The 20978-nt window shown below is 65.9% G+C and carries 20 protein-coding genes; 6 read left to right on the top strand and 14 right to left on the bottom strand.

The window, feature by feature from the left end; translation table 11 throughout:
* Positions 1–53: 53 nt before the first annotated feature.
* A complete protein-coding gene (locus HMPREF2791_RS03785) occupies positions 54–1076 on the top strand; it encodes a ferredoxin reductase domain-containing protein (protein WP_070472093.1) in 1023 nt (340 codons plus the stop codon).
* On the opposite strand, the gene HMPREF2791_RS03780 is transcribed toward HMPREF2791_RS03785, so the two are convergent.
* On the bottom strand, positions 1066–1896 hold the full coding sequence (locus tag HMPREF2791_RS03780) for a carbon-nitrogen hydrolase family protein (protein WP_070472090.1): 831 nt from the start codon (positions 1894–1896) through the stop codon (positions 1066–1068). The genes HMPREF2791_RS03785 and HMPREF2791_RS03780 overlap by 11 nt on opposite strands.
* A gap of 91 nt (positions 1897–1987) precedes the next feature.
* Between HMPREF2791_RS03780 and HMPREF2791_RS11750 the strand changes: the two genes are divergently transcribed.
* The 3 genes from HMPREF2791_RS11750 to HMPREF2791_RS03770 are packed head-to-tail and all read left to right on the top strand — an operon-like array spanning position 1988 to position 5206.
* Positions 1988–2239, top strand: coding sequence for a hypothetical protein (locus HMPREF2791_RS11750; RefSeq protein WP_141741245.1), 252 nt, complete (start codon positions 1988–1990; stop codon positions 2237–2239).
* Positions 2236–3381, top strand: coding sequence for an alpha/beta hydrolase (locus HMPREF2791_RS03775; protein ID WP_070472088.1), 1146 nt, complete (start codon positions 2236–2238; stop codon positions 3379–3381). The genes HMPREF2791_RS11750 and HMPREF2791_RS03775 overlap by 4 nt, the downstream gene beginning before the upstream one ends.
* A 58-nt stretch (positions 3382–3439) precedes the next feature.
* Entirely contained in the window at positions 3440–5206 is a 1767-nt protein-coding gene (locus HMPREF2791_RS03770) for a pyruvate dehydrogenase (protein ID WP_070472085.1), read from the top strand.
* Positions 5207–5333: 127 nt separating this feature from the next.
* Here the strand turns inward: HMPREF2791_RS03770 and HMPREF2791_RS03765 are convergent, their stop codons facing one another.
* From HMPREF2791_RS03765 to HMPREF2791_RS03745, 5 genes are all read right to left on the bottom strand, one after another.
* Positions 5334–5744 carry a heat shock protein transcriptional repressor HspR gene (locus tag HMPREF2791_RS03765; RefSeq protein ID WP_070472076.1) on the bottom strand — a complete coding sequence of 137 codons (411 nt, stop codon included), beginning with the start codon at positions 5742–5744 and terminating at the stop codon, positions 5334–5336.
* 21 nt (positions 5745–5765) lie between these two features.
* Positions 5766–6950, bottom strand: a complete 1185-nt coding sequence (gene dnaJ / locus HMPREF2791_RS03760; protein WP_070472074.1) for a molecular chaperone DnaJ — start codon at positions 6948–6950, stop codon at positions 5766–5768.
* Positions 6951–7095: 145 nt separating this feature from the next.
* Positions 7096–7791, bottom strand: coding sequence for a nucleotide exchange factor GrpE (gene grpE / locus HMPREF2791_RS03755; RefSeq protein WP_070472070.1), 696 nt, complete (start codon positions 7789–7791; stop codon positions 7096–7098).
* A 14-nt stretch (positions 7792–7805) separates the two neighbouring features.
* Positions 7806–9647, bottom strand: coding sequence for a molecular chaperone DnaK (gene dnaK, locus HMPREF2791_RS03750; protein WP_070472068.1), 1842 nt, complete (start codon positions 9645–9647; stop codon positions 7806–7808).
* A gap of 244 nt (positions 9648–9891) precedes the next feature.
* Positions 9892–11412 (bottom strand): acetaldehyde dehydrogenase ExaC, encoded by a 1521-nt coding sequence (locus tag HMPREF2791_RS03745; protein WP_070472066.1) that lies wholly within the window; start codon positions 11410–11412, stop codon positions 9892–9894.
* A gap of 142 nt (positions 11413–11554) precedes the next feature.
* On the opposite strand from HMPREF2791_RS03745, the gene HMPREF2791_RS03740 reads away from it, so the two are divergent.
* Together HMPREF2791_RS03740 and HMPREF2791_RS03735 are read left to right on the top strand one after the other, a co-directional pair.
* Positions 11555–12958, top strand: a complete 1404-nt coding sequence (locus HMPREF2791_RS03740) for an AI-2E family transporter (RefSeq protein WP_070844426.1) — start codon at positions 11555–11557, stop codon at positions 12956–12958.
* A 45-nt stretch (positions 12959–13003) separates the two neighbouring features.
* On the top strand, positions 13004–13528 hold the full coding sequence (locus HMPREF2791_RS03735) for a type 1 glutamine amidotransferase domain-containing protein (protein WP_070472062.1): 525 nt from the start codon (positions 13004–13006) through the stop codon (positions 13526–13528).
* Positions 13529–13836: 308 nt separating this feature from the next.
* Here HMPREF2791_RS03735 and HMPREF2791_RS03730 read toward each other — a convergent pair whose 3' ends face one another.
* Genes HMPREF2791_RS03730 through HMPREF2791_RS03695 form a run of 8 tightly spaced genes read right to left on the bottom strand, consistent with a single transcriptional unit; the run spans position 13837 to position 20905 of the window.
* Complete coding sequence (locus HMPREF2791_RS03730) at positions 13837–14403, bottom strand: nucleosidase (RefSeq protein WP_070472060.1); 567 nt, start codon at positions 14401–14403, stop codon at positions 13837–13839.
* A 6-nt stretch (positions 14404–14409) separates the two neighbouring features.
* Entirely contained in the window at positions 14410–15333 is a 924-nt protein-coding gene (locus HMPREF2791_RS03725; protein WP_083290092.1) for a sulfite exporter TauE/SafE family protein, read from the bottom strand.
* 10 nt (positions 15334–15343) lie between these two features.
* Positions 15344–15982, bottom strand: a complete 639-nt coding sequence (locus tag HMPREF2791_RS03720) for a sirohydrochlorin chelatase (RefSeq protein ID WP_070844424.1) — start codon at positions 15980–15982, stop codon at positions 15344–15346.
* Positions 15983–15992: 10 nt separating this feature from the next.
* Positions 15993–17276: a sulfate adenylyltransferase subunit 1 gene (locus HMPREF2791_RS03715; protein WP_070844423.1), complete on the bottom strand. Its 1284-nt coding sequence runs from the start codon at positions 17274–17276 to the stop codon at positions 15993–15995.
* Complete coding sequence (gene cysD, locus HMPREF2791_RS03710; RefSeq protein ID WP_070472052.1) at positions 17276–18190, bottom strand: sulfate adenylyltransferase subunit CysD; 915 nt, start codon at positions 18188–18190, stop codon at positions 17276–17278. The genes HMPREF2791_RS03715 and cysD overlap by 1 nt, the downstream gene beginning before the upstream one ends.
* 17 nt (positions 18191–18207) lie before the next feature.
* Entirely contained in the window at positions 18208–18987 is a 780-nt protein-coding gene (locus HMPREF2791_RS03705) for a phosphoadenylyl-sulfate reductase (RefSeq protein ID WP_070844421.1), read from the bottom strand.
* Positions 18984–19244: a hypothetical protein gene (locus HMPREF2791_RS03700; RefSeq protein ID WP_070472049.1), complete on the bottom strand. Its 261-nt coding sequence runs from the start codon at positions 19242–19244 to the stop codon at positions 18984–18986. The genes HMPREF2791_RS03705 and HMPREF2791_RS03700 overlap by 4 nt, the downstream gene beginning before the upstream one ends.
* Positions 19241–20905 (bottom strand): nitrite/sulfite reductase, encoded by a 1665-nt coding sequence (locus HMPREF2791_RS03695; protein WP_070844419.1) that lies wholly within the window; start codon positions 20903–20905, stop codon positions 19241–19243. The genes HMPREF2791_RS03700 and HMPREF2791_RS03695 overlap by 4 nt, the downstream gene beginning before the upstream one ends.
* Positions 20906–20978: the final 73 nt, after the last annotated feature.

Below are 20978 nucleotides of genomic sequence, written 5' to 3'. Positions count from 1 at the left end.
CACATTTCAACCGGGTGCAACTTTAGCCCACAGCCGCTAGGTAACCTGTTTTTATGCCTTCCGTCCCCTTTTCGCAGACGTTGCGCACCCACGGCCCGCAGGTCAGCCGCGCGTGGCGCGCCCGCTTCTCCGAGGCGTACCCGCAGGCGGAAATGATGCTGCCACCTAGCCGCGAGATGCCGCCGCTGCTTTTACGCGCCGCCCTCGCCGTGCTCGAACGCCCCGCCGAGGAAGTCCGCGACGAGCTGAAGGCGCTGGCGCTGGATCTGCGCCGCACGGGGTTTCCGGCTGAGGAGTACCCCAACGCTGTGCAGATGCTTATCGACGAAGGCGCTGACGCCGAAGCCGACCGCACCGCACTATCCGACGCGGCCGAGCTCATGCGCGATACCGCCTCACAGGCCGACTACGCAGGTGTGCCCGCCGCCACCGCCGCCCAGGTGACCAGCGTGGCGCCCCACGGCGAGGTGCAGGTGGTGCGCCTGGAGGCAGGCACGCCGGTTCCGTATTCTCCCGGCCAGGTCATTCCTGTGATGTCGCCGAAGCGTCCGGGCGAGTGGACCGGCTTGGTCCCTGCGATGCCGTCCAACCCGCTCGGGCAGCTGGAGTTCCACGTACCCGGCGACATTCCGTTGGAGCCGGGCGACTGGCTGACGTTGGGGGCGGCGCGCGGTGGGCTGCGCGGGGCCGTCGACAAGCAATTGCTCCTTGTCGCCGCCGAGGGCGGTTTCGCTGCGGCGAAAGCGCTGGTGTTCCACTGCCTGGAGCAGCCCGATCCGCCGGGGGTACACCTGGTCGTCGGCGCGCGCGAGCCCGGCGAGTGGTACGACACCGCTGCGCTGGAGGCGCTGGCCAAGGCCCAAAACTGGCTGGATATTACGTGGGTTGCGCAGTCGCGTGTGGGCGCGTCGCTGGAGCAGGTGGCCTCTGGCGCCGGCATGTGGTGGGGCCGCGAGGTGATCGTGTGCGCGCAGCAGGAGCGGGCGGTGAGCCTGGCCACTGCATTGGAGGTCGCCGGGGCGCAAGACGTGCAGACCGTCGCCCCCGATGCGGCGCCGGAGTGGTTCAGCGAATAACGCTGTGCTCCCGAATCTCCGCCAGCGGCAGCTCCTTGCGCGCCTCGGTGGCGTCCGCCGGGTCGATGTCCACCACTAGTGTCTCTGGCCCGTAGCCGGCCTCCGCAAGCCGCTGGCCCGTCGGCCCCACCACCACAGAGTGGCCCGCGCCAGTGGGCCCTGAAGGCTCCCCGGCCTTGGTCTCGAAGTCCGGGCGGGCCTGGTCAGCGGCCGCGATGAACACCCCGGCGTCCAGCGCACGCGCGACGGTGAGGGTGCGCCACTGCTCCACCTTGCCCGGCCCGTCCGCCCAGCTCGTGGGCACCACAACCACTTTCGCGCCACGTTGAGCGAGCGCCTGGAACTGCTCCGGGAAGCGGATGTCAAAGCAGGTTGCCACCCCCACAGTCACGCCGTCGTGTTCGAACGTGACCAGCTGGTCGCCGGGACGCACCGTGTCCGATTCCTTGTAGTTGAAGGCGTCGTACGTGTGGATCTTGTCGTATCCCTCATGCACCCCGCCGCCGGTGATCAGCGCGGTGTTGTAGACGCGGTTGTACTCCTTGCCGTCCACGGTGTTCGTGTCCGCGGGGCGGAACATGCCGGCGACGATGGTGACGCGGAGCTCGTCGCTGAGCTTTTTGAGCCCTGTGGCGAACGGGCCGTCCAGCTCCTCTGCCTGCGTATCTAGCCGCCCCTGCCCGAACGCCTGGCTGGCGGCCTCTGGCAAAACGATCAGCGTGGCGCCTTTGGCGGCGGCGTCGCGGATCAGCGGTTCGATGGCGGCCAAATTTTCCATCTTGTCGCCGCCGGCGGCAATTTGCAATAGCGCGATCTTCATGTGGATAACTCTAGGTGCGTTTTGGGGGAGTTATCCACAGATTCGGATTGGGGTATTGCGTCGACTGTTGCGTTCGCGGATGGTTCGTTGCATGACATTTCTTCAACTGACCACAGACACCGCACCCGCCGCTCGCAGCTGCATTCGCAGCTTCACCACCCTTCCCACCGCCCATTTGAGCCCCTCGCGCTCCGCGTCCGCGCTCACATCGTTGCAGGAAGTTGAGCATTTGCTTGTCGACGATGTCACGTCCCGCCTGGACACCCACCTCCACGACGTCGCCGCATTTGCGTCCAAAGTGGAGCAGACGGACGCCCGATTCGGCAAGGAGCTCACGCCGTGACGTACAAACCAGCACTGTCCACATCCGAATTGTTCGCCGCGGCAGCCGCCACCAAATCGGCGGCAGCGGGTGCACACGAGCGCGCGGAACACGCGCCGTTTTCAGCCACCGTCATTGCGGATTCCGGGTTCCGCGGACCCGCGTTCGAAGCGTCTGCTGCAAGGCTGGCCAGCTACAACACGGCGCTTGCCGCCAGTGCTGTGCGGCTGGAGCAGGCGTCGGTGGCCTTGCTCGCCGCCGCCGGTTTGCAGCAGCAGTTGGACGAGGCCGCCGAGTTCATCGGTGTCTTCGCCCATTCACGAGTCGTGCTGTGGCTCAACGGAATGTCCATGATGCTGGATCTGAGGCTGTCACGGACCCTGTTGGGCGCAGCCGGCAAGGAGCAGGACTACGACCCGCTGTTCGACCACCCGGACGAGTCCTTCGAATCGCTCCACGCCCGGCACGCACAAACGGTGCCGGCGTCCACGATGGCGGCAGTAGACGACGCAGGCGGCGTGATCCTCGAGGCCGGTCCGACTGCGACCACGGTGCTAGTCGGCGACGCGGCGGACCCCTCGCGAGTGATCACCATGGTCGCGGGCGCGACCACCGGCACACCCTCGAAGCTGCCGGGCGAGCTGGAGAAAGCCCAGATGCTGTCAGAAAAGACCGGGGCCGCGGTGGTGGTATGGCAGGGCTACGCCCCTCCCCCGCTGCTCACGGACGCAGCCTCGCCCCACCGCGCCCACGCCGGTGCGGACGACCTTGCAATGTTCCAGGCCGCGTTGGAGGAGCGTTTCCCCAACGCGCAGAAGACCGTGATCTCCCACAGCTACGGCACGCTCTTGGCCACGAAGGCAGCGCACCAGCACGGGTTGCTTGCAGACGATCTGTGGATCCTGGGCAGCGCAGGTGTTTCGGGCGAACACGTCTCGGAGCTGACCCTGGCTGGGCCCGAAGCGACGGTGCACGTGGTCGATTCCCCCGAAGACCCGATCCTTATGTTGCGCTCCGGACCGACGGCGGCGATCGGCTCGTCGCCGTCGTACATCGGGTGGGGCGGCGAGCGTGTGCTGGGAGTGAAGGGCGGGCACACCGATTACTTCACAGACCCCGCGTTTCTGTCTGCCTTGCAACAGCGCGCCGACCCAACTGCGTAAATGTCGTTACCATGGCGCACGTTGAATGAAACGACTAATCAGGAGATATAGGTAGACAATGCCCAATTTCGCAGAACAAGTAGTCAAGCGCCTAGAGGATCAGGGTATTAAGCGCATTTACGGCCTCGTGGGCGATTCGCTCAACCCGCTTTCCGACGCCGTGCGTCAAAGCGACATCGAGTGGGTGCACGTACGCAATGAGGAGGCCGCCGCGTTCGCCGCCGGTGCCGATTCCCTGGCCGCCGACGAGCTCGCCGTGTGCGGCGCTTCCTGTGGCCCGGGCAACACCCACTTCGTGCAGGGCCTGTACGAGTCCCACCGCAACGGCGCGAAGGTGCTGGCCATTGCGTCGCACATCCCCACCATGGAGATCGGCTCCTCCTTCTTCCAGGAGACCCACCCGGAGCTACTGTTCCAGGAGTGCTCCTCCTACTGCGAGGTAGTCCACGAGGCGGACCAGGGCATGCGCGTGCTCCACAACGCCCTGCAGAACACCCTGGCCGGCAACGGCGTGTCCGTGATGGTCGTGCCTGGCGACGTCTTCGCCGCCGACACCGCCGAGGGCCCGCACACCGCCGATTCCGTGTACGCCACCGGCGCCAACAAGCGCGTCTACCCGGACCCGCACGAGGCTGCCCGCCTGGTGGAGGCGATTAACAAGGCCGACAAGATCACCCTGTTCTGCGGCTACGGCGCACGCGACGCCCGCGACGAGGTCTTCGCCCTGGCGGAGAAGATCAAGTCCCCCATCGGCCACTCCTTCCGCGGCAAGATGTACTTCGAGTACGACAACCCGTACGACGTCGGCATGTCCGGCCTGCTCGGCTACGGCGCTTGCCTGGACGCGATGGAAGAGTCCGACCTGTTCATCATGGTGGGCACCGACTTCCCGTACACCGACTGGCTGCCGGACGAGAACGTCGCGCAGATCGACATCGACGGCACCCACATCGGCCGCCGCACCAAGGTGGACTATCCGGTTGTCGGCGACGTCAAGAGCGTCATCGAGAACATCCTCCCGCACATCGAGGAGAAGTCCGACCGCAAGTTCCTGGACAAGATGCTCAAGCGCCACTACCAGCTGCTGGACCACGTGGTGAAGAGCTACACCTCCAAGGCCTTCGAGTCCAAGAAGCCGATCCACCCGGAGCTCGCCGCATCCGTGCTTGACAAGCTCGCGGACGACGACGCGTACTTCACCGTCGACACCGGCATGTGCAACGTGTGGTCCTCGCGTTACCTCACCCCGAACGGCAAGCGCGACGAGGCCGCATCGTTCCTCCACGGCACCATGGCGAATGCGCTGCCGATGGCAATCGGCGTGCAGGCCGCGTTCCCGGACCGCCAGGTCATCTCCTGGTCCGGCGACGGCGGACTGGGCATGCTCATGGGCGAGCTGCTCACCATCAAGCTGCACCAGCTGCCGGTGAAGGTGATCTGCTTCAACAACTCCTCGCTGGGCATGGTGAAGCTGGAGATGATGGTGGCCGGCATGCCGTACTTCGGCACCGACCACGAGCAGGCCAACTACGCCGAGATTGCCAAGGGCGTGGGCATTAAGTCCTTCCGCATCGAGGACCCGGACGACCTCGAGCCGGTGCTCAAGGAAGCCCTGGCCTACGACGGCCCGGTGCTCGTGGACATCGTCACCGACCCGGAGGCGCTCTCCCTGCCGCCGGGAATCACCTGGGACATGATGAAGGGCTTCACCAAGTCCGGCGCCCGCACCGCGTTCCTTGAAGGTGGCGTCGGCCGTCTGTTCAACCTGGCCAAGTCCAACCTCCGCCACATCGGCGGCGCCGCGGCCATCGAGTTCGGCGGTTAAGTCCGCGCGCTCACCGTGTTCTACGCGCGGGCGTTGTGCGCGTGCACGAGGTTCAAAGGTCGAGTCCGGGAGGTCGAGTTCGCCCCTTAACACGGGCCTACTCGACCTCCCGGACTCGACCTTTGCGTTACCGCGCGCTGCGCCGGCGGCGTCGAGAAGCAGCTGGCTCCCACGTGACCACCGCGGTGGAGCGTGGCACGTGCACGAGCTCGCCACCCCGGCGCCCGCCGGACTGCAGCTTCTGGCGCAGCTCCTCGTTGTGGCCGCGCTGGGTTTCCAGTTCGTCCTGGAGGTCCTCGATCTGCTGGGAGAGCTCGATGATCGTCTTAATGCCGGCGAGGTTGACGCCCTCCTCCTGGGAGAGGTGCTGGATGCGGCGCAGCATGGAGATGTCGCGCCGCGAGTAGCGGCGGCCGCCACCCTTGGTGCGCATCGGCGTGACCAGGCCGAGCCGGTCGTAGGTGCGCAGCGTCTGCGCGTGCATGCCGGTCAGCTCAGCGGCGACGGAGATGACAAAGTACTCCTGTTTTTCATCCATCGTCTACACCTCCTTCCTGGGCTAGAGACCGGCCCACCCGGCGCGCGGGTCGAAGCCGGAGTCTTTCTCAGCCTGGGCGTAGGCGCGCAGCGCGGAGGTGGCGGACGGATCCAGGTCCTTGGGCACCTTCACCTCAACGGTGACCATCAGGTCGCCGGCGGCGCCGGAGCGCTTCGGGATGCCGCGACCCTTCACACGCAGGGTGCGCCCGTTCGGAGTGCCAGCCGGAACCTTCACCTTCACCGGGTTGTCCAGGGTGGGCACCGTGATGGTTGCGCCGAGGGCGACCTCGGAAAACGCGACCGGGACAGTGACCTCAAGGTCGTCTCCTGAGCGGGTGAACACCTCGTCGTTGCGCACGTGCACGGTGACGAACAGGTCGCCGGCGGGCGTGCCGTTCGGCCCCGCCTCGCCCTGGCCCGCCAGGCGCACCTTCTGCCCGTCGATCACGCCGGCGGGGATGCGCACGGTGATCGACCGGGTGCGCCGCACAGTGCCGGTGCCGCCGCAGGTGGTGCAGGGGTCCTCGATGACCTCGCCGGTGCCGCCGCAGTTCGTGCAGGGCCGTGCCATGCCGAACGCGCCGGAGTTCTCGCGGATGTAGCCGGAGCCGGAGCACGTCTGGCAGGTGTGGGTCTTGCCGTCCTTGGAGCCGGAGCCATGGCAGGTGGTGCACGGCGCATCGCCGGTGAGCTCGACCGGGATGGTCGTGCCCTTGGCTGCCTCGCGGAAGTCGAGGGTTATTTCCGTTTCGACGTCGGCCCCCCGCGACGGCCGAGCGTTCCTGCCAGCACCGCCGCGGCCGCCAAAGAAGCCACCGAAGATATCACCAAGGCCGCTGTCTCCAGCTTGTCCACCAGCGGCTGATCCGAAGATGTCGGAGAGGTCGAATTCCGCTTCCGTGCCGCGAAACCCGCCCGGAAAGCCGGACCCTCCTCCCCGCCCGAAGCGGCCGAAGCCGCCCGAGCTGATCATGGATTTCAGCTGGTCGTATTCCTTGCGTTTCTGCTCGTCGCCGACAACGTCGTACGCCTCGGCCACCCGCTTGAACTTCTCCTCCGCTTTCTTGTCGCCGGGGTTCGAGTCGGGGTGGTTTTCGCGTGCGAGCTTGCGGTATGCCTTCTTAATATCGGCAGCGCTTGCCGACGAGCTCACGCCCAAGTCGCCGTAATAGTCCTTATCGGCCCATTCTTGCTGCATGGCCATCTCGCACCCTCCTTTCTCCTACAAAGAGTATTGAGTCTGTCTCGCTAAAGTTTGTTCACTAATGTATCTAAGTACAAGGGCCGGGGACGAGGCCGCGTGGGTCCGCGCTACCTCATTCCCCGGCCCTGACATCCGAGCGTGGTATCTACTCGGCGGTGTCGGCGTCTGGCTCGCCGGCCGACTCGGCGGGATCGGCAGGATCCGCAATGATCACCATGGCGTTTCGCACCAGGCGGTCCCCGATCATGTAGCCCTTGCGCAGCACCGTGCCCACGGCCTTGGTGTCGCCCTGGGACAGGTCCTGCACTGCCTCGTGGATCTCCGGGTTGAACGCGTCGCCCTCGGCACCGAACTCCTTGATGCCCTGGCCGGCAACGATCGTGCGGAACTTGTCGGCGAAAGCCTTCAGTGGGCCCTGCTCCAAGTCGCCGTGCTGCTCGGCCAGATCCAAGTCGTCCAGAAGCGGCAGCAGCTGGGTGGCAAACTTCGCCTTCGCGGTGTTGGCCAGCTCGCCGCGCTCACGCTCGGTGCGGCGGCGGTAGTTCGCGTACTCCGCGCTGACTCGCTGGAGCGACTCGGTGCGCTCCGCTAGCTGCAGCTCGATGTCGCTGACTGCGCCGTCGCCGTCCGCGTCCGGGTCGATCTCGTTCTCCGCGATCTTCGCGGCGTCCTCGAGCTCGGCGTCCGCGGCTAAGAGGGGGTCTTCGTCCGTGGCAAGCGCCTCGGACTCAGCGGCCTCGTCGGCGAGCGTTTCCGCCTGGTCGGGGGACACGTACTCGGGGTCCGTGGCCTCCGGAGCGCCCGGGTTGTCCGGCATCTGCTCGTTCTGCGGATTCGTCATCAGACGTCGCCTCCTTACTTGTTGTCGGAATCGGTTGCGTCGTCGTCCTCGACAACCTCGGCGTCGACCACGTTGTCGTCGCCTGCGGCGGCGTCAGCCTGGGTTGCGCCCTCGTTCGCCTGAGCCTCATAGAGCGCGGTGCCCATTGCCTGGGACTCGGTGTTGAGCTTCTCCACGGCGGACTTGATGGCATCCAGGTCCTCGCCCTTGAGCGCCTCGTCCACAGCGTCAGCAGCCTCGGTCACGCGGCCCTTGATGTCCTCCGGCAGCTTCTCGCCGTTTTCATCCATGAACTTGCGGGTCTGGTAGGCCATGGTCTCCGCGTTGTTGCGGGTCTCCTGCTCCTCGCGGCGCTTCCTGTCCTCGTCGGCGTGAGCCTCGGCGTCCTTGATCATGCGATCGATCTCTTCGTCGGACAGACCGGAGCCGTCCTGGATCTTGATCGTGTTCTCCTTGCCGGTGGCCTTGTCCTTCGCGGACACGGACACGATGCCGTTGGCGTCGATGTCGAAGGTGACCTCGATCTGCGGCACACCGCGCGGAGCCGGTGCGATGCCTGCCAGCTCGAAGGAGCCGAGCAGCTTGTTCGCGGACGCGATCTCGCGCTCACCCTGGAAGACCTGGATCTGCACGGACGGCTGGTTGTCCTCAGCCGTGGTGAAGGTCTCCGAACGCTTCGTCGGGATGGTGGTGTTGCGCTCGATGAGCTTGGTCATCACGCCACCCTTGGTCTCGATACCGAGGGAAAGCGGAGTGACGTCGAGAAGCAGCACGTCCTTGACGTCGCCGCGCAGCACACCAGCCTGCAGAGCAGCACCCAGCGCAACAACCTCGTCCGGGTTGACGGACTTGTTCGGCTCCTTGCCGGTCAGCTCCTTGACCAGCTCGGACACGGCCGGCATACGGGTGGAGCCGCCGACCAGGACCACGTGGTCGATGTCGCCGACGGACATGCCAGCGTCCTTGACCACCTGGTTGAACGGGCTCTTGGTGCGGTCCAGCAGGTCGGAGGTGATCTTCTGGAACTCGGTGCGGGTCAGCGTCTCATCCAGGAACAGCGGGTTCTTCTCGGAGTCAACGGTGATGTACGGCAGGTTGATGGAGGCCTGCTGCGCGGAAGACAGCTCAATCTTGGCCTTCTCCGCAGCCTCGCGCAGACGCTGCATAGCCATCTTGTCCTTGGACAGGTCGACGCCGTTCTGGGACTTGAACTTGTCCACGAGCCACTCGACGATGCGGTTATCCCAGTCGTCGCCGCCGAGCTCGTTGTCGCCGGCGGTGGCCAGCACCTCGACGACGCCGTCGCCGATCTCGAGCAGGGACACGTCGAAGGTGCCGCCGCCAAGGTCGAAGACCAGGATGGTCTCTTCCTTCTCGTTCTTGTCCAGGCCGTACGCCAGGGCAGCCGCGGTCGGCTCGTTCACAATACGAAGCACATCGAGGCCCGCGATCTGGCCGGCCTCCTTGGTGGCCTGACGCTGAGCGTCCTCGAAGTACGCAGGGACGGTAATAACAGCCTCGGTGACTTCCTCACCGAGGTACGCCTCAGCGTCGCGCTTCAGCTTCTGCAGGGTGCGGGCGGAGATCTCCTGCGGGGTGTACTTCTTGTCGTCGATCTCCACGGTCCAGTCCTCGCCCATGTGGCGCTTGACGGAGCGGATGGTGCGGTCGACGTTGGTCACCGCCTGGTTCTTCGCGGACTGGCCAACCAGGACCTCGCCGTTCTTCGCGAAAGCGACGACAGACGGGGTGGTGCGGGAGCCCTCCGCGTTAGCGATCACAACCGGCTCGCCGCCCTCGAGGACGGAGACGACCGAGTTCGTGGTGCCAAGGTCAATACCAACTGCACGTGCCATAAGAGTTATTCCTCCTGTTGAGAAGTGGTTTATCAGTAAGTTGATGTGCTTCGACTCAACTTGACGGCCACCACTATAACACCGGCGGCGACGTTCTTGAGTCTGTCGCACTCATAGGTAACAACGGCACGTGCGGCAAAGTTGTTCCCACTCGACGCAACTTTCTTTGTTTCTGCAGTTCAACGCGAAGAAAAACCTCCGGTTGCGAGGGCAACCGGAGGCGCAATCGTCGACAAGCAACTGCTTAGAACAGGCCCGTCTCCTGCTCCGAGTAGGACACCAGGAGGTTCTTGGTCTGCTGGTAGTGGTCCAGCATCATCAGGTGCGTCTCGCGGCCGATGCCGGACTGCTTGTAGCCGCCGAACGCCGCGTGGGCCGGGTAGGTGTGGTACTGGTTCACCCACACGCGACCAGCCTGAATGGCGCGGCCCGCCTTGTAAGCCGTGGTGCCGGAGCGCGCCCACACACCCGCGCCCAGACCGTAGATGGTGTCGTTGGCGATGGAGATGGCCTCGTCAAAATCCTTGAAGGTGGTCACGGACATCACCGGACCGAAAATCTCCTCCTGGAAGATGCGCATGTCGTTGGTGCCCTTGAACACGGTCGGCTCGATGTAGAGGCCGTTTTCCAGGCCGTCGATCTTGTTCACGCCGCCGCCGGTGAGCACCTCAGCACCCTCCTGCGGGCCGAGCTCCAGGTAGGACTGAATCTTGTTCATCTGCTCGGTGGAGGCCTGCGCACCCATCATGGTCTCGGTGTCCAGCGGATTACCGGTCTTGATCTGCTTGACGCGCTGCACGCCCAGCTCCAGGAACTCGTCCGCGATGGACTCGTGCACCAGCGCACGCGACGGACAGGTGCACACCTCACCCTGGTTCAGCGCGAACATGGCGAAGCCCTCGACGGCCTTCTTCTTGAAGTCGTCGTCCTTTTCAAAGATGTCCTCGAAGAACAGCGCCGGGGACTTGCCGCCGAGCTCGAGGGTGACCGGAATGATCTTGTCCGCAGCAGCCTTGTTGATGATCTTGCCCACCTCGGTGGAGCCGGTGAACGCGATCTTGGCGATGCGGTCGGAGCCCGACAGCGCAGCACCCGCCTCGTCGCCCATGCCGTTGACAATGTTGAGCACGCCCGCGGGAATGAGATCACCGACGAGATCCATCAGGTACAGGATCGACGCCGGAGTCTGCTCCGCCGGTTTGAGCACGATCGCGTTGCCCGCAGCCAGCGCCGGGGCGAGCTTCCACGCGGCCATGAGCAGCGGGAAGTTCCACGGAATGATCTGGCCGACCACGCCAAGCGGCTCGTTGAAGTGGTAGGCGACGGTGTCTTCGTCGATCTGGCTCAGGCGCCCCTCCTGCGCGCGCAGCGCACCCGCGTAGTAGCGGAAGTGGTCGATGGCCAGCGGGATGTCGGCGGCGAGCGTCTCGCGCACAGCTTTGCCATTTTCCCAGGTCTCAGCCACCGCGATCTCTTCGAGGTGCTCTTCCATCCGGTCCGCGATCTTCAACAGCACCATCGCGCGCTCCGCCGGAGAGGTCTTGCCCCAGGCGGGCGCGGCCTTATGCGCGGCGTCGAGAGCGAGGTTGATGTCGGCTTCCTTGCCACGCGCGACCTGGCAGAACACTTCGCCGGTGACGGGGGTGATGTTGTCGAAGTACTCGCCGTCCACCGGGGCGACCCAGTCGCCGCCGATGTAGTTGTCGTAGCGCTCGCGGTACTTGACGTTCGAGCCTTCAGTTCCAGGGTTCGGGTAAACGGTCATGTCTAGGCCTTTCTGACATCAGGATCAGGTTGTGGCCCACGCTACACTCATCTCTGCTTGTGGTCTAGAGCATTTTGCCTTGCGACGCCCCTCCGTCTCCCACGACATATGCATCAACCAGCATCTCTGGCACAATGAGCGCGTGACTAAACACGAAAACAACGACTACGTCGGCGCGCTCGACACCGCCGTCGACGATGTCCGCATGCTGCCCACCCCGGCAGACGCGGCCCAGGAACTCTCCAAGGAACCTGTGGACCGCGGCGACATCATCGCCTCCGACGGCCGCACCGCCGCCGCCTGGGCGCTGCGCTTCATCATCATCGTCGCCGCCACCGCGATCCTGCTCTACCTGCTCAAATGGGTCTGGATGGGTCTACTTCCCATCCTGCTCGCCCTGATCCTGGCCACCGTGCTGTGGCCGCCGGTGCGCTGGATGCGAAACCACAAGGTGCCTGCGGCCCTCGCCGTGTTCATCACCTTGATCGGCACCTTCGGCATCCTCGGCGGCATCATCGCCGCGATGGCGCCGACCGTGAAATCGCAGGGCACCGAGCTCGGCCACCAGGCGGAACAGGGCATCAACCAGATCATCGCCTGGCTGAAAGAACAGAACTTCACCTTCCTCGAGCCGGAACGCATCCAGCAGACGGTGGATCAGGCCACCGCGTTTGTGAAGGGCCAGGCGTCGAACATCGCCTCCGGGGTGTTCTCCGGCATCGGCGCGATTACGTCGATAGGCACGACGCTCGCATTGACGTTCGTGCTGCTGTTCTTCTTCCTCAAAGACGGCGACCGCTTCCTGCCCTGGGTACGCAAGTACACCGGCGTGCGCGCCGGCTGGCACCTCACCGAGGTGTGCATGCGCTCCTGGAACACCCTGTCCGGCTTCATCCGCACCCAGGCCATCGTGTCCATGGTGGACGCGATCTTCATCGGCCTCGGCCTGCTCTTCCTCGGCGTTCCGCTGTGGCCCGTGCTGGCTGTGGTGACCTTCTTCGCCGGCTTCATCCCCATCGTCGGTGCGATCTCCGCAGGTGCGCTGGCCGTGATCATCGCGCTGGTGTCCAACGGGTTCATGAACGCTGTGTTCGTGCTCATCCTCATCATCGCCGTGCAGCAGCTCGAGGGCAACGTCCTCTCCCCGATCCTGCAGTCCCAGGCCATGGGCCTGCACGCCGCGGTGGTCCTGCTCGCTGTTGCGGTGGGCGGCACCCTGTTCGGCATCGTCGGCGCATTCCTCGCCGTGCCGGTCGCCGCCGTCGCCGCGGTGTGGCTGCGCTACTGGGCCGAGATGGTCTCGCTGCGTTCCGGTGAAATCACGGCCGACGAGATAGCCATGGCCACACAACAGACGCAGACCATGGACTCGAAGACGTCCTTCCTCGCCGTGCGCGACCACATGATGAGCATGGCAAAACGCGACAAGTCCAACACCAAGGTCCCCGTCAAGGAAGGCCTCGGTTCCACCCGCGTGCCCCTGGGCGAGGCTAAGGAAGAGCCCGACGTCCCGGGCCGCACCCACGCCATCGAAAACGAAGAATAGGTACGGTGGGCGCCGTACTTACTCATCGACGAAAGGACGTAGACAATGGCCGACCTCAACGGCAAGAACATCGCGATCATCGCCACCGACGGCTTCGAGGATTCGGAGCTGACCTCCCCGAAGGAGGCCGTAGAGACCGCCGGTGCGGCCACCAAGGTCATCTCCACCGAGACCGGTGAGATCGAGGGCAAGAAGGGCGCAAAGGTAGCTGTCGACGCCAAGACGGCCGACGCCTCCGTCGACGAGTTCGACGCGCTTATCCTGCCTGGCGGCACCATTAACGCCGACACCATCCGCACCGACGCCGACGCCGTTGCGCTGGTCAAGGCGTTCAAGGATGCCGGCAAGCCGATCGGTGTGATCTGCCACGGCGGCTGGATCCTCGCCGACGCCGACGTGCTCAAGGGCGTCAAGCTCACCTCCGTGGCCAACGTCAAGACCGACCTGGCCAACGCCGGTGCCAACTGGGTCGACGAGGAAGTTGTGGTCGACTCCGGCTTCATCTCCTCGCGCACCCCGGACGACCTGCCGGCGTTCAACGCCACGATCGTGGAGGAGTTTGCGAAGTAGGGCTCTGCTCCCTCCACCAGACCCCCAGTACGAAACCCCTATTAAGCGCCATTTTCGCGCTTAATAGGGGTTTCGTTCTCTGGGCTTGTGGTGCCTCCGCATCGCCTGCGGGCTGATCTGCTAGTTGTCCAGAAACGCTCCTAGCAGATGAGCTTCTTACTGACACCCACTTCCAACATCACCTGGAACAACAGAAAGTTGGACACTTGATCTGCTAGTTGGGTGTGCGGGACAACTAGCAGATTCGCAAACTGAGGGGGCGGGACGCAGGAGCGGTCGCAGGGAGCGGCCCCCGGGAGCCGCGCGGATTACCGCAGGTGGTCGCGCAGCGCCTGCTCCAGCTCGACGCGGGCGCGCTCGAGTGCGGCCTCCCATACCTCGGAGGCGGACTCGTCGGCAGAATCGGAGACCTGCTTGAGCAGGGTCAGCGGCACGCCGAACGTGGAGCACACCGCGGCCAGTGCGTAGCCCTCCATGTCCACGAGCTGGCACTCGCGGGCGAGCTCATCGCGCAGGTCGGAGCGGTTCACAAATGCGTCGCCGGTGGCGAGCTTGGCCTTGGGCAGCTCGGTAAGCGGGTCGAAGGAGAACCAGCGCGGGTAGACAAAGTCGGTGATCTCGGAGGTGCCGCCGACTTTGAAGTCGTGCTTGACGGCGTCGGAAACTTCGTAGACGCCAGGCTCCAAGTCCACCAGCGCGCCGGCGGTGCCGACGTTGATCACGCGCGACGGCAACGGCCTGGAAGACAAGCGGCGGGTCAGCGCGATCGCGGCGGGCAGGGTGCCAATGCCGGTGATGAGCACCTCGTGGTCGCCGCCGGACATGATGTCCGCGGCCTCTTCCTTCATGGCTGCGACGATAAGCAAGTCAGACATGGTTATTTATCGTAGGCGGGCAGGCTCCGGGTCGACCACCGTCGCGCCCTCGCGCTCCCCCGCCGCCTTGGAATTCTCGCGCGCCTTGAGCACGCCGCGCACAGACAGCGCCGCGCCGAGGATCAGGACCGCAACGCGCACGACCCACAGGCCGGAGTCCATGCCGAGGAATTTCAACACCACCGGCAGGTTCAAGAACACGATCAGGGTGCCCACCACCCCGCCGAGGGCGATGGGGTTCATGCGGGTGACCACCCATGCGCCGATCGGTGCTGCCACCACCCCGCCCAGCAGCAGCGCGAGCACACCGGCGAGGTTGGCCATCAGGTCGTTCCACATCCCCACCGCAAACCCCAGGGTGGCCGCCAGGGTGACCAGGAACTCTGCGGTGTTGACGGTGCCGACGATGCGGCGCGGCTCGGCACGTCCGGCGGACAGCAGCGTCGAGGTGGTCACGGGCCCCCATCCCCCGCCGCCGGTGGCGTCCACGAACCCGCCGAACAGGCCCAGCCCGGCCAAGAACCCGCGCGAGTGCGGCTTCTCTGCCAGCTTGCGCTGGGTCAGCCCGCGGGCGAAGCGCAGCATGAGGTTCAGCCCGATCAGCGCCAGGATCAGCGACATCACCGGCCGCGCCGCTTCAGTGGACAGGCGCACCAACACGGTCGCACCGAGGAATGCGCCGATTGCGCCGGGGATGCCGATGGCGAACGCGGTGCGCCAGTCCACGTTGCCGAAGCGGGTGTGCGCCACGCCGGAGGCCAGCGTTGTGCCCAGCTCGGCGGTGTGCACGACGGCGGACGCGGCCGCCGGGGTGAGGCCTGCCAGCGCGATGAGCATGGTGGATGAGGTGGCGCCGAAGCCCATGCCGAGGCCGCCGTCGACAAGTTGGGCGGCCAGGCCGGCCACGGCGATGAGCAGCAGCGTCTCAATCTTGTACATTTCAGGCGTCCTTTTCGGCGGCGCGGTACCGGTTGGCAACAACGTCCGCGAGGTCTGTGGTTAACGGCCCGGAGGCCGACAGGTGCTCCGGGATCCGGTCCAGAAGTGTTCCGTGGGTGACAAACAGCGGCAGCACATGCGTGTGCTTATCGACGAACCCCCGGTCGCCCCTCGTCGCCTGCACCACCGACACCTCAATCCCGGCCAAACGTGCCAGGTCATCCGCCAGGCGGGTGTAGTTTGCCGCCTGCTCGGGGTCCGATGTGCCGACGGGGAAAAGGGTGGCGTGGGGGGCCGAAGGTGCGTCGATAAGCAAGCGCTCGTGCAGGACGGCTGCGATGTCGGCGCCGGTGCCCAGTGGCTCGGCGAGGGTGAGGTCGCAGTGGCGGCGCGCCTCGGCCAGGTGCGCCGGCACGTCCACCTTCGCGTGGAACGCGCGGGTGAACAGCAGCGGAACGACGATGGCGCGCGGTGAAGACAGCGCGGCGGCCGCCTCGGCGAGGGTGGGGCGGTCGAAGTCGAGGTGAGCATCGGCCCACTCCACGCCCAGTTTTTCCGCCGCTGCCTGCGTGAGCGCGCGGATGCCCTCTTTGGCGCGCGGGTGGCGCGAGCCGTGGGAGAGGGTGATCAGCGCGGTCATGGTGGTGCTCCTAGCGCAGGCGCTTTCCGACGAGGCCCGCGGCCAGCGTGTTGCCGGAAGACTGGTCCACGAGCAGGAAGTTGCCCACCGCGCCGCGGGCGGCGTAGGGCTCGACCGGCAGCTCGTCGGCGGTCTGGATGGTCACGTGCGCGATTTCGTTGAGCGCGACGGCCTCGGGCGAGGTGTTGTCGCCCGCGGCGCCGTCAATGTCCAGGACGCGGTCCACGCTGGCCACGCGGGCGCGCACGAACGCGGTGCCGATGCGCAGCTTGACGGCCTGCCCGGCGCGCAGCTCCTTTTCGGTGAGCCCCACGACGGTGGCGGCGAACTCGCGCACGTCCTCCGGTCGAGATTGCGAGGCCAGAAGGTCGCCGCGGGTCAGGTCGATCTCGTCCGCCAAACGCAGGGCGACCGAGTCGCCGGCGTGGGCGGTGTCCACCGGGCCGTCGGTGGAGTCGATGCCGGCCACGGTGGTTTTCCGGCCGTAGGGGGCGAGGATCTCGTCGCCGACGGCAACGGAACCGGCATTGACGCGGCCGGCGTAGGCGCGGTAGTCGCTGGCGTGCTCGCGCAGCACGTACTGGATGTTGAAGCGGAAGTCCAGGTCGTCGGCGCGGCCGTGGTGGACCGGGATGGTCTCCAGCAGCTCCAGCACTGTCGGACCGGTGTACCACGGGGTCTCCGCGGACAGCTCCGCAACGTTGTCGCCCTTGAGCGCGGAGATCGGAACCACGTGCGGGTCCTCGATGCCCAGCTCGGCGGCCTTGGCGTCGAAGTCGGCCTTGATCTCGTTGAAGGTCTCTTCCGAGTAGCCGACCAGGTCGATCTTGTTCACCGCCAGGATCACGGTGCGCACGCCCAGCAGCTTGGCCACGGTGAGGTGGCGGATGGTCTGCTCCACCACGCCGTTGCGGGCGTCCACCAGCAGCACGACCACCTGGGAGGTGGACATGCCGGTCACGGTGTTGCGCGTGTACTGCACGTGGCCCGGAGTGTCGGCGAGGATGAAGGTGCGCTTGTCGGTGGCGAAGTAACGGTATGCCACGTCGATGGTGATGCCCTGCTCGCGTTCGGCGCGAAGCCCGTCGACAAGCAAGGAAAGGTCGAGCCCTTCGAAGCCGCGGTCGGCGGAGGTGCGCTCCACGGAGGCAAGCTGGTCGGCGAGGACGGACTTGGTGTCGTGCAGGAGGCGGCCGACGAAGGTGGACTTGCCGTCGTCGACGGAGCCGGCGGTGCACAGGCGCAGCGTTTCGCGGTCTGCCAAAGCGGCCGCGGCGGAGGTGGGAGTAGTCATCAGAAGTAGCCTTCCTTCTTGCGGTCTTCCATGGCGGATTCGCTCAGGCGGTCGTCGGCGCGCGTCGCGCCGCGCTCGGTCAGGGTGGAGTTGGCGATCTCGACGAGCACCTCGTCGATCGTGGACGCGTCCGAATCAACCGCGCCCGTGCAGGACATGTCGCCCACAGTGCGGTAACGCACGCGGCGGGTCTCAAGCTGCTCACCCTCGCGCGGGCCGCCCCACTCGCCCGGGGTCAGCCACATGCCGTCGCGGCCGAACACCTCGCGGTCGTGCGCGAAGTAGATCGACGGCAGAGCGATCCCGCGCGCGCCGATGTACTCCCACACGTCCGCCTCGGTCCAGTTGGAGATGGGGAACACGCGCACGTTCTCGCCCGGCAGCGTCGCGCCGTTGTACAGGTCCCACAGCTCCGGGCGCTGGCGGCGCGGGTCCCAGCCGCCGAAGGAGTCGCGCACGGAAAACACGCGCTCCTTGGCGCGGGCGCGCTCCTCGTCGCGGCGCGCGCCGCCAAGCACTGCGTTGTAGCCGACCTCCGCGATGGTCTCCACCAGCGGCACGGTCTGCAGCGGGTTTCGGGTGCCGTCGGGGCGTTCCTGCAGGTCGCCGCGGTCAATCCAGTCCTGCACCTCGGCCACGCGCAGGCGCAGGCCATGCTTTTCCACGAGCTCGTCGCGGAACTGGATCACCTCCGGGAAGTTGTGCCCGGTGTCCACGTGCAGCAGCTCAATCGGCATCGCCGCCGGTGCGAAGGCCCGGCGCGCCAGCTCGAGCACCACGCACGAGTCCTTGCCGCCGGAAAACAGCAGGCCGATCTTGTCGAATTGCCCGGCCACCTCGCGGATGATGTGGATGGACTCGTTTTCCAAGTCCTTCAGGTGCGGCGACAGCTCAGTTGTCGTTGCTTGCGTCATCTTCTCTCATGCTCCTTTTATTCGTGCAGGCCGCACTCGGTCTTGGATGCGAACGCCCAGCGCCCGGCGCGCGGGTCCTCCCCCTCGGCCACCGGCATGGTGCAGGTGGCGCAGCCGATGGAGGGGTAGCCCTGGCGGGTCAGCGGGTGGATGATCAGGTCGTTGTCTTCCTCGAAGGCCTCCGTGTCCTCCAGCGACCAGGTCACCAGCGGGGAGATCTTCAGCCGGCCGGTGTTGTCCAGGCTCAGCGCGGGCGCTTCGGCGCGGGTGGGTCCATCGGCGCGGCGCAGGCCGGTGATCCAGCCGGCGTACGGGCTCATGTGCACCGCCAGCGGCTCCACCTTGCGCATGCGGCAGCACGCGCCGGGGTTGCGCAGGTACAGGTTCGGTCCGTAGACCTTGTCCTGCTCCGGGCGGGAAAGCTGCGCCTTCGCGCGCACGAGCGTGTGCGAGGGGTAGCGGGCCTCTACCGCGTCGCCCACCTCGAGGGTCTCCGGGAAGTGGTACTCAGTGTCCAAGAAGAGGAAGTCCGCCTCCGGCAGGTGGCGCTCGGCCAGCTCTGCCAGCACGGTGTTTTCCATGGACAGTGTCACCACCAGCTTGCCGGGCGCATGCTCGTGGGCCCAGCCGAGGATGTCGGCGGCGGATGCGTCGTAAAGCTTGGGTGCCCACTCCTCGACTAACTGGGCGTTTTGCCTCGCGACGTCCTCCGGCAACGCCGCCGTCTCCTTCGGCCCCTCCGGGCTGATCTCGGGGTCGCGGAAGTTTCCTCCCGGCTGGTTGAGCAGGTTGGTCATCGCTTCTCTTCCTTCACTACTGCGGTGTGCCCGTGCCGTGCCAGGGAGGCCTGCAGCGCCTCCTCCGTCGACGGCGCGGGGGCGTGCGGGGTGTCCGGATCGTCCTGGCCGTGGTACTTCACCTCGAAGATGCGCAGGCATTCCCCGCACTTCCAGGCAAAGTCCGTCTCCTCGTTCGGCCAGAGGTCCTCGCCGCCACAATAGGGGCAAAACGAGGGGAAATTACGGTTCGGATTCGGGGCCCGGCGAAAGCTCATCGCAGGTCGTCCTCGTCCGCGCGGGCGACCCATTGACGGAATGTTTCGCCGTCCTCGCGCTTGTCCACGTAATGCTGCACCACGCGCGTGACGTAATCCGTCAGCTCAGTGGACAGCACCTTGTGCCCGCGCAGCTTGCGGCCGAAGTTCGCGCCCTCGCCGATGGTGCCGCCGAGGTGCACCTGGAAGCCCTCGACCTTCTCACCGGCATCGTTGGCCACCATCTGCCCCTTCAGGCCGATGTCGGAGACCTGGTGGCGCGCGCACGCGTTCGGGCAGCCGTTGAGCGAGATCGTGATCGAGGAATCCAGGTCGCCGAAGCGCTCCTCCAGCTCATCCGCCAGCTCAATCGCGCGGGACTTGGTGGTCACGTGCGCGAGCTTGCAGTACTCCAAGCCGGTGCAGCTAAGCAGGCCGCGGCGGAACTCGGAGGGCTTCGAGTACAGCCCCATTTCATCCAAATCAGCCTGCAGCTTCTCGACGTCCTCCGGTGCGACCCCGAGCAGCAGCACCTCCTTAAACGGAGTGAAGCGCAGGTCGGTCACGCCGTATTTCTCCGCCAGGTCCGCGAGCGCAATGAGCTGCTCGCCGGACATGTGGCCCAGCGTGGGCTTCACGCCGATGTAGACGTTGCCGTCCTTCTGCTCGTGCACGCCGATGTGGTCGCGGTCGACCAGGTTGTTGGGGGCCTTTGGTCCGTCCGCAAGCGCATAGCCCAAGTAATCCTCTTCGAGGATCTGGCGGAACTTCTCCACGCCCCACTCCTTGACCAGGAACTTCAGGCGCGCGCGGTTGCGCAGGCGGCGGTAGCCGTAGTCGCGGAAGATGCGCACCACGTTCGCCCACACGTCGGGGACCTGCTCGAGGGTGACGAAGGCGCCGATCGACTGCGCGAGCATCGGGTTGGTGGACAGGCCGCCGCCGACATAGCACTCGAAACCGGGGCCGAGCTCGGGGTGTGTGATGCCGATGAAGGCGAGGTCGTTGATCTCGTGGACGACGTCCTGGCGGGCGTTGCCGGAGATCGCGGACTTGAACTTGCGCGGGAGGTTCTGGAACTCCTCGTCGGTGACAATCTGCTGGATCTTGCGGATCGCAGGGGTGGCGTCGATGATCTCGTCCTTGGCGATACCGGCCACCGGGGAGCCCAAGATCACGCGCGGCACGTCGCCGCAGGCGTCCCAGGTATTCAGACCGTTGGCCTCGAGCTTCTCCCAGATCGCGGGGACGTCCTCGATGCGCACCCAGTGGAACTGGATATTCTGGCGGTCCGTGAGATCCACGGTGGAGCGGGCGTAGTCGCGGGAGAGCTCGCCGACGGCGCGGGCCTGCGCGGTGGAGCAGATGCCGCCGTCGAAGCGGATGCGCATCATGAAGTACTTGTCTTCCAGCACGCTGTTGTCCTCGCCGGTGAACTCGCCGCCCAGGTTCTGCTTGCGCTGGGTGTACAGGCCGAGCCACTTGAAGCGCGGGTAGAGGTCCTCGCGGTCGATGGAGTCGAAGCCGCCCTTGGAGTAGACGTCGATCACGCGCTGCTTGACGTCCAGGACCGGGGACTCCTGCTTGATCTCCTCGTCGTGGTTCAGCGGCGCGGAGCCGTCGATAAGCCACTGCCCCTCCGGTTTTTTGGCGCGTGTCCTGGGCTTCGTGGGTGCGCTCATCTGCTCTCCCTAACTAGACAACTCTGTACGCATCCGGGTGGACCGGAGCTGTTGCTGGCCAATAGTGCCGGAC

The organism is Corynebacterium sp. HMSC034A01 (genome assembly GCF_001838175.1).
Lineage (GTDB): Bacteria > Actinomycetota > Actinomycetes > Mycobacteriales > Mycobacteriaceae > Corynebacterium.
Note: the sequence above shows the minus strand (reverse complement) of the source record. Positions and strands in the feature narration are given on the sequence as shown.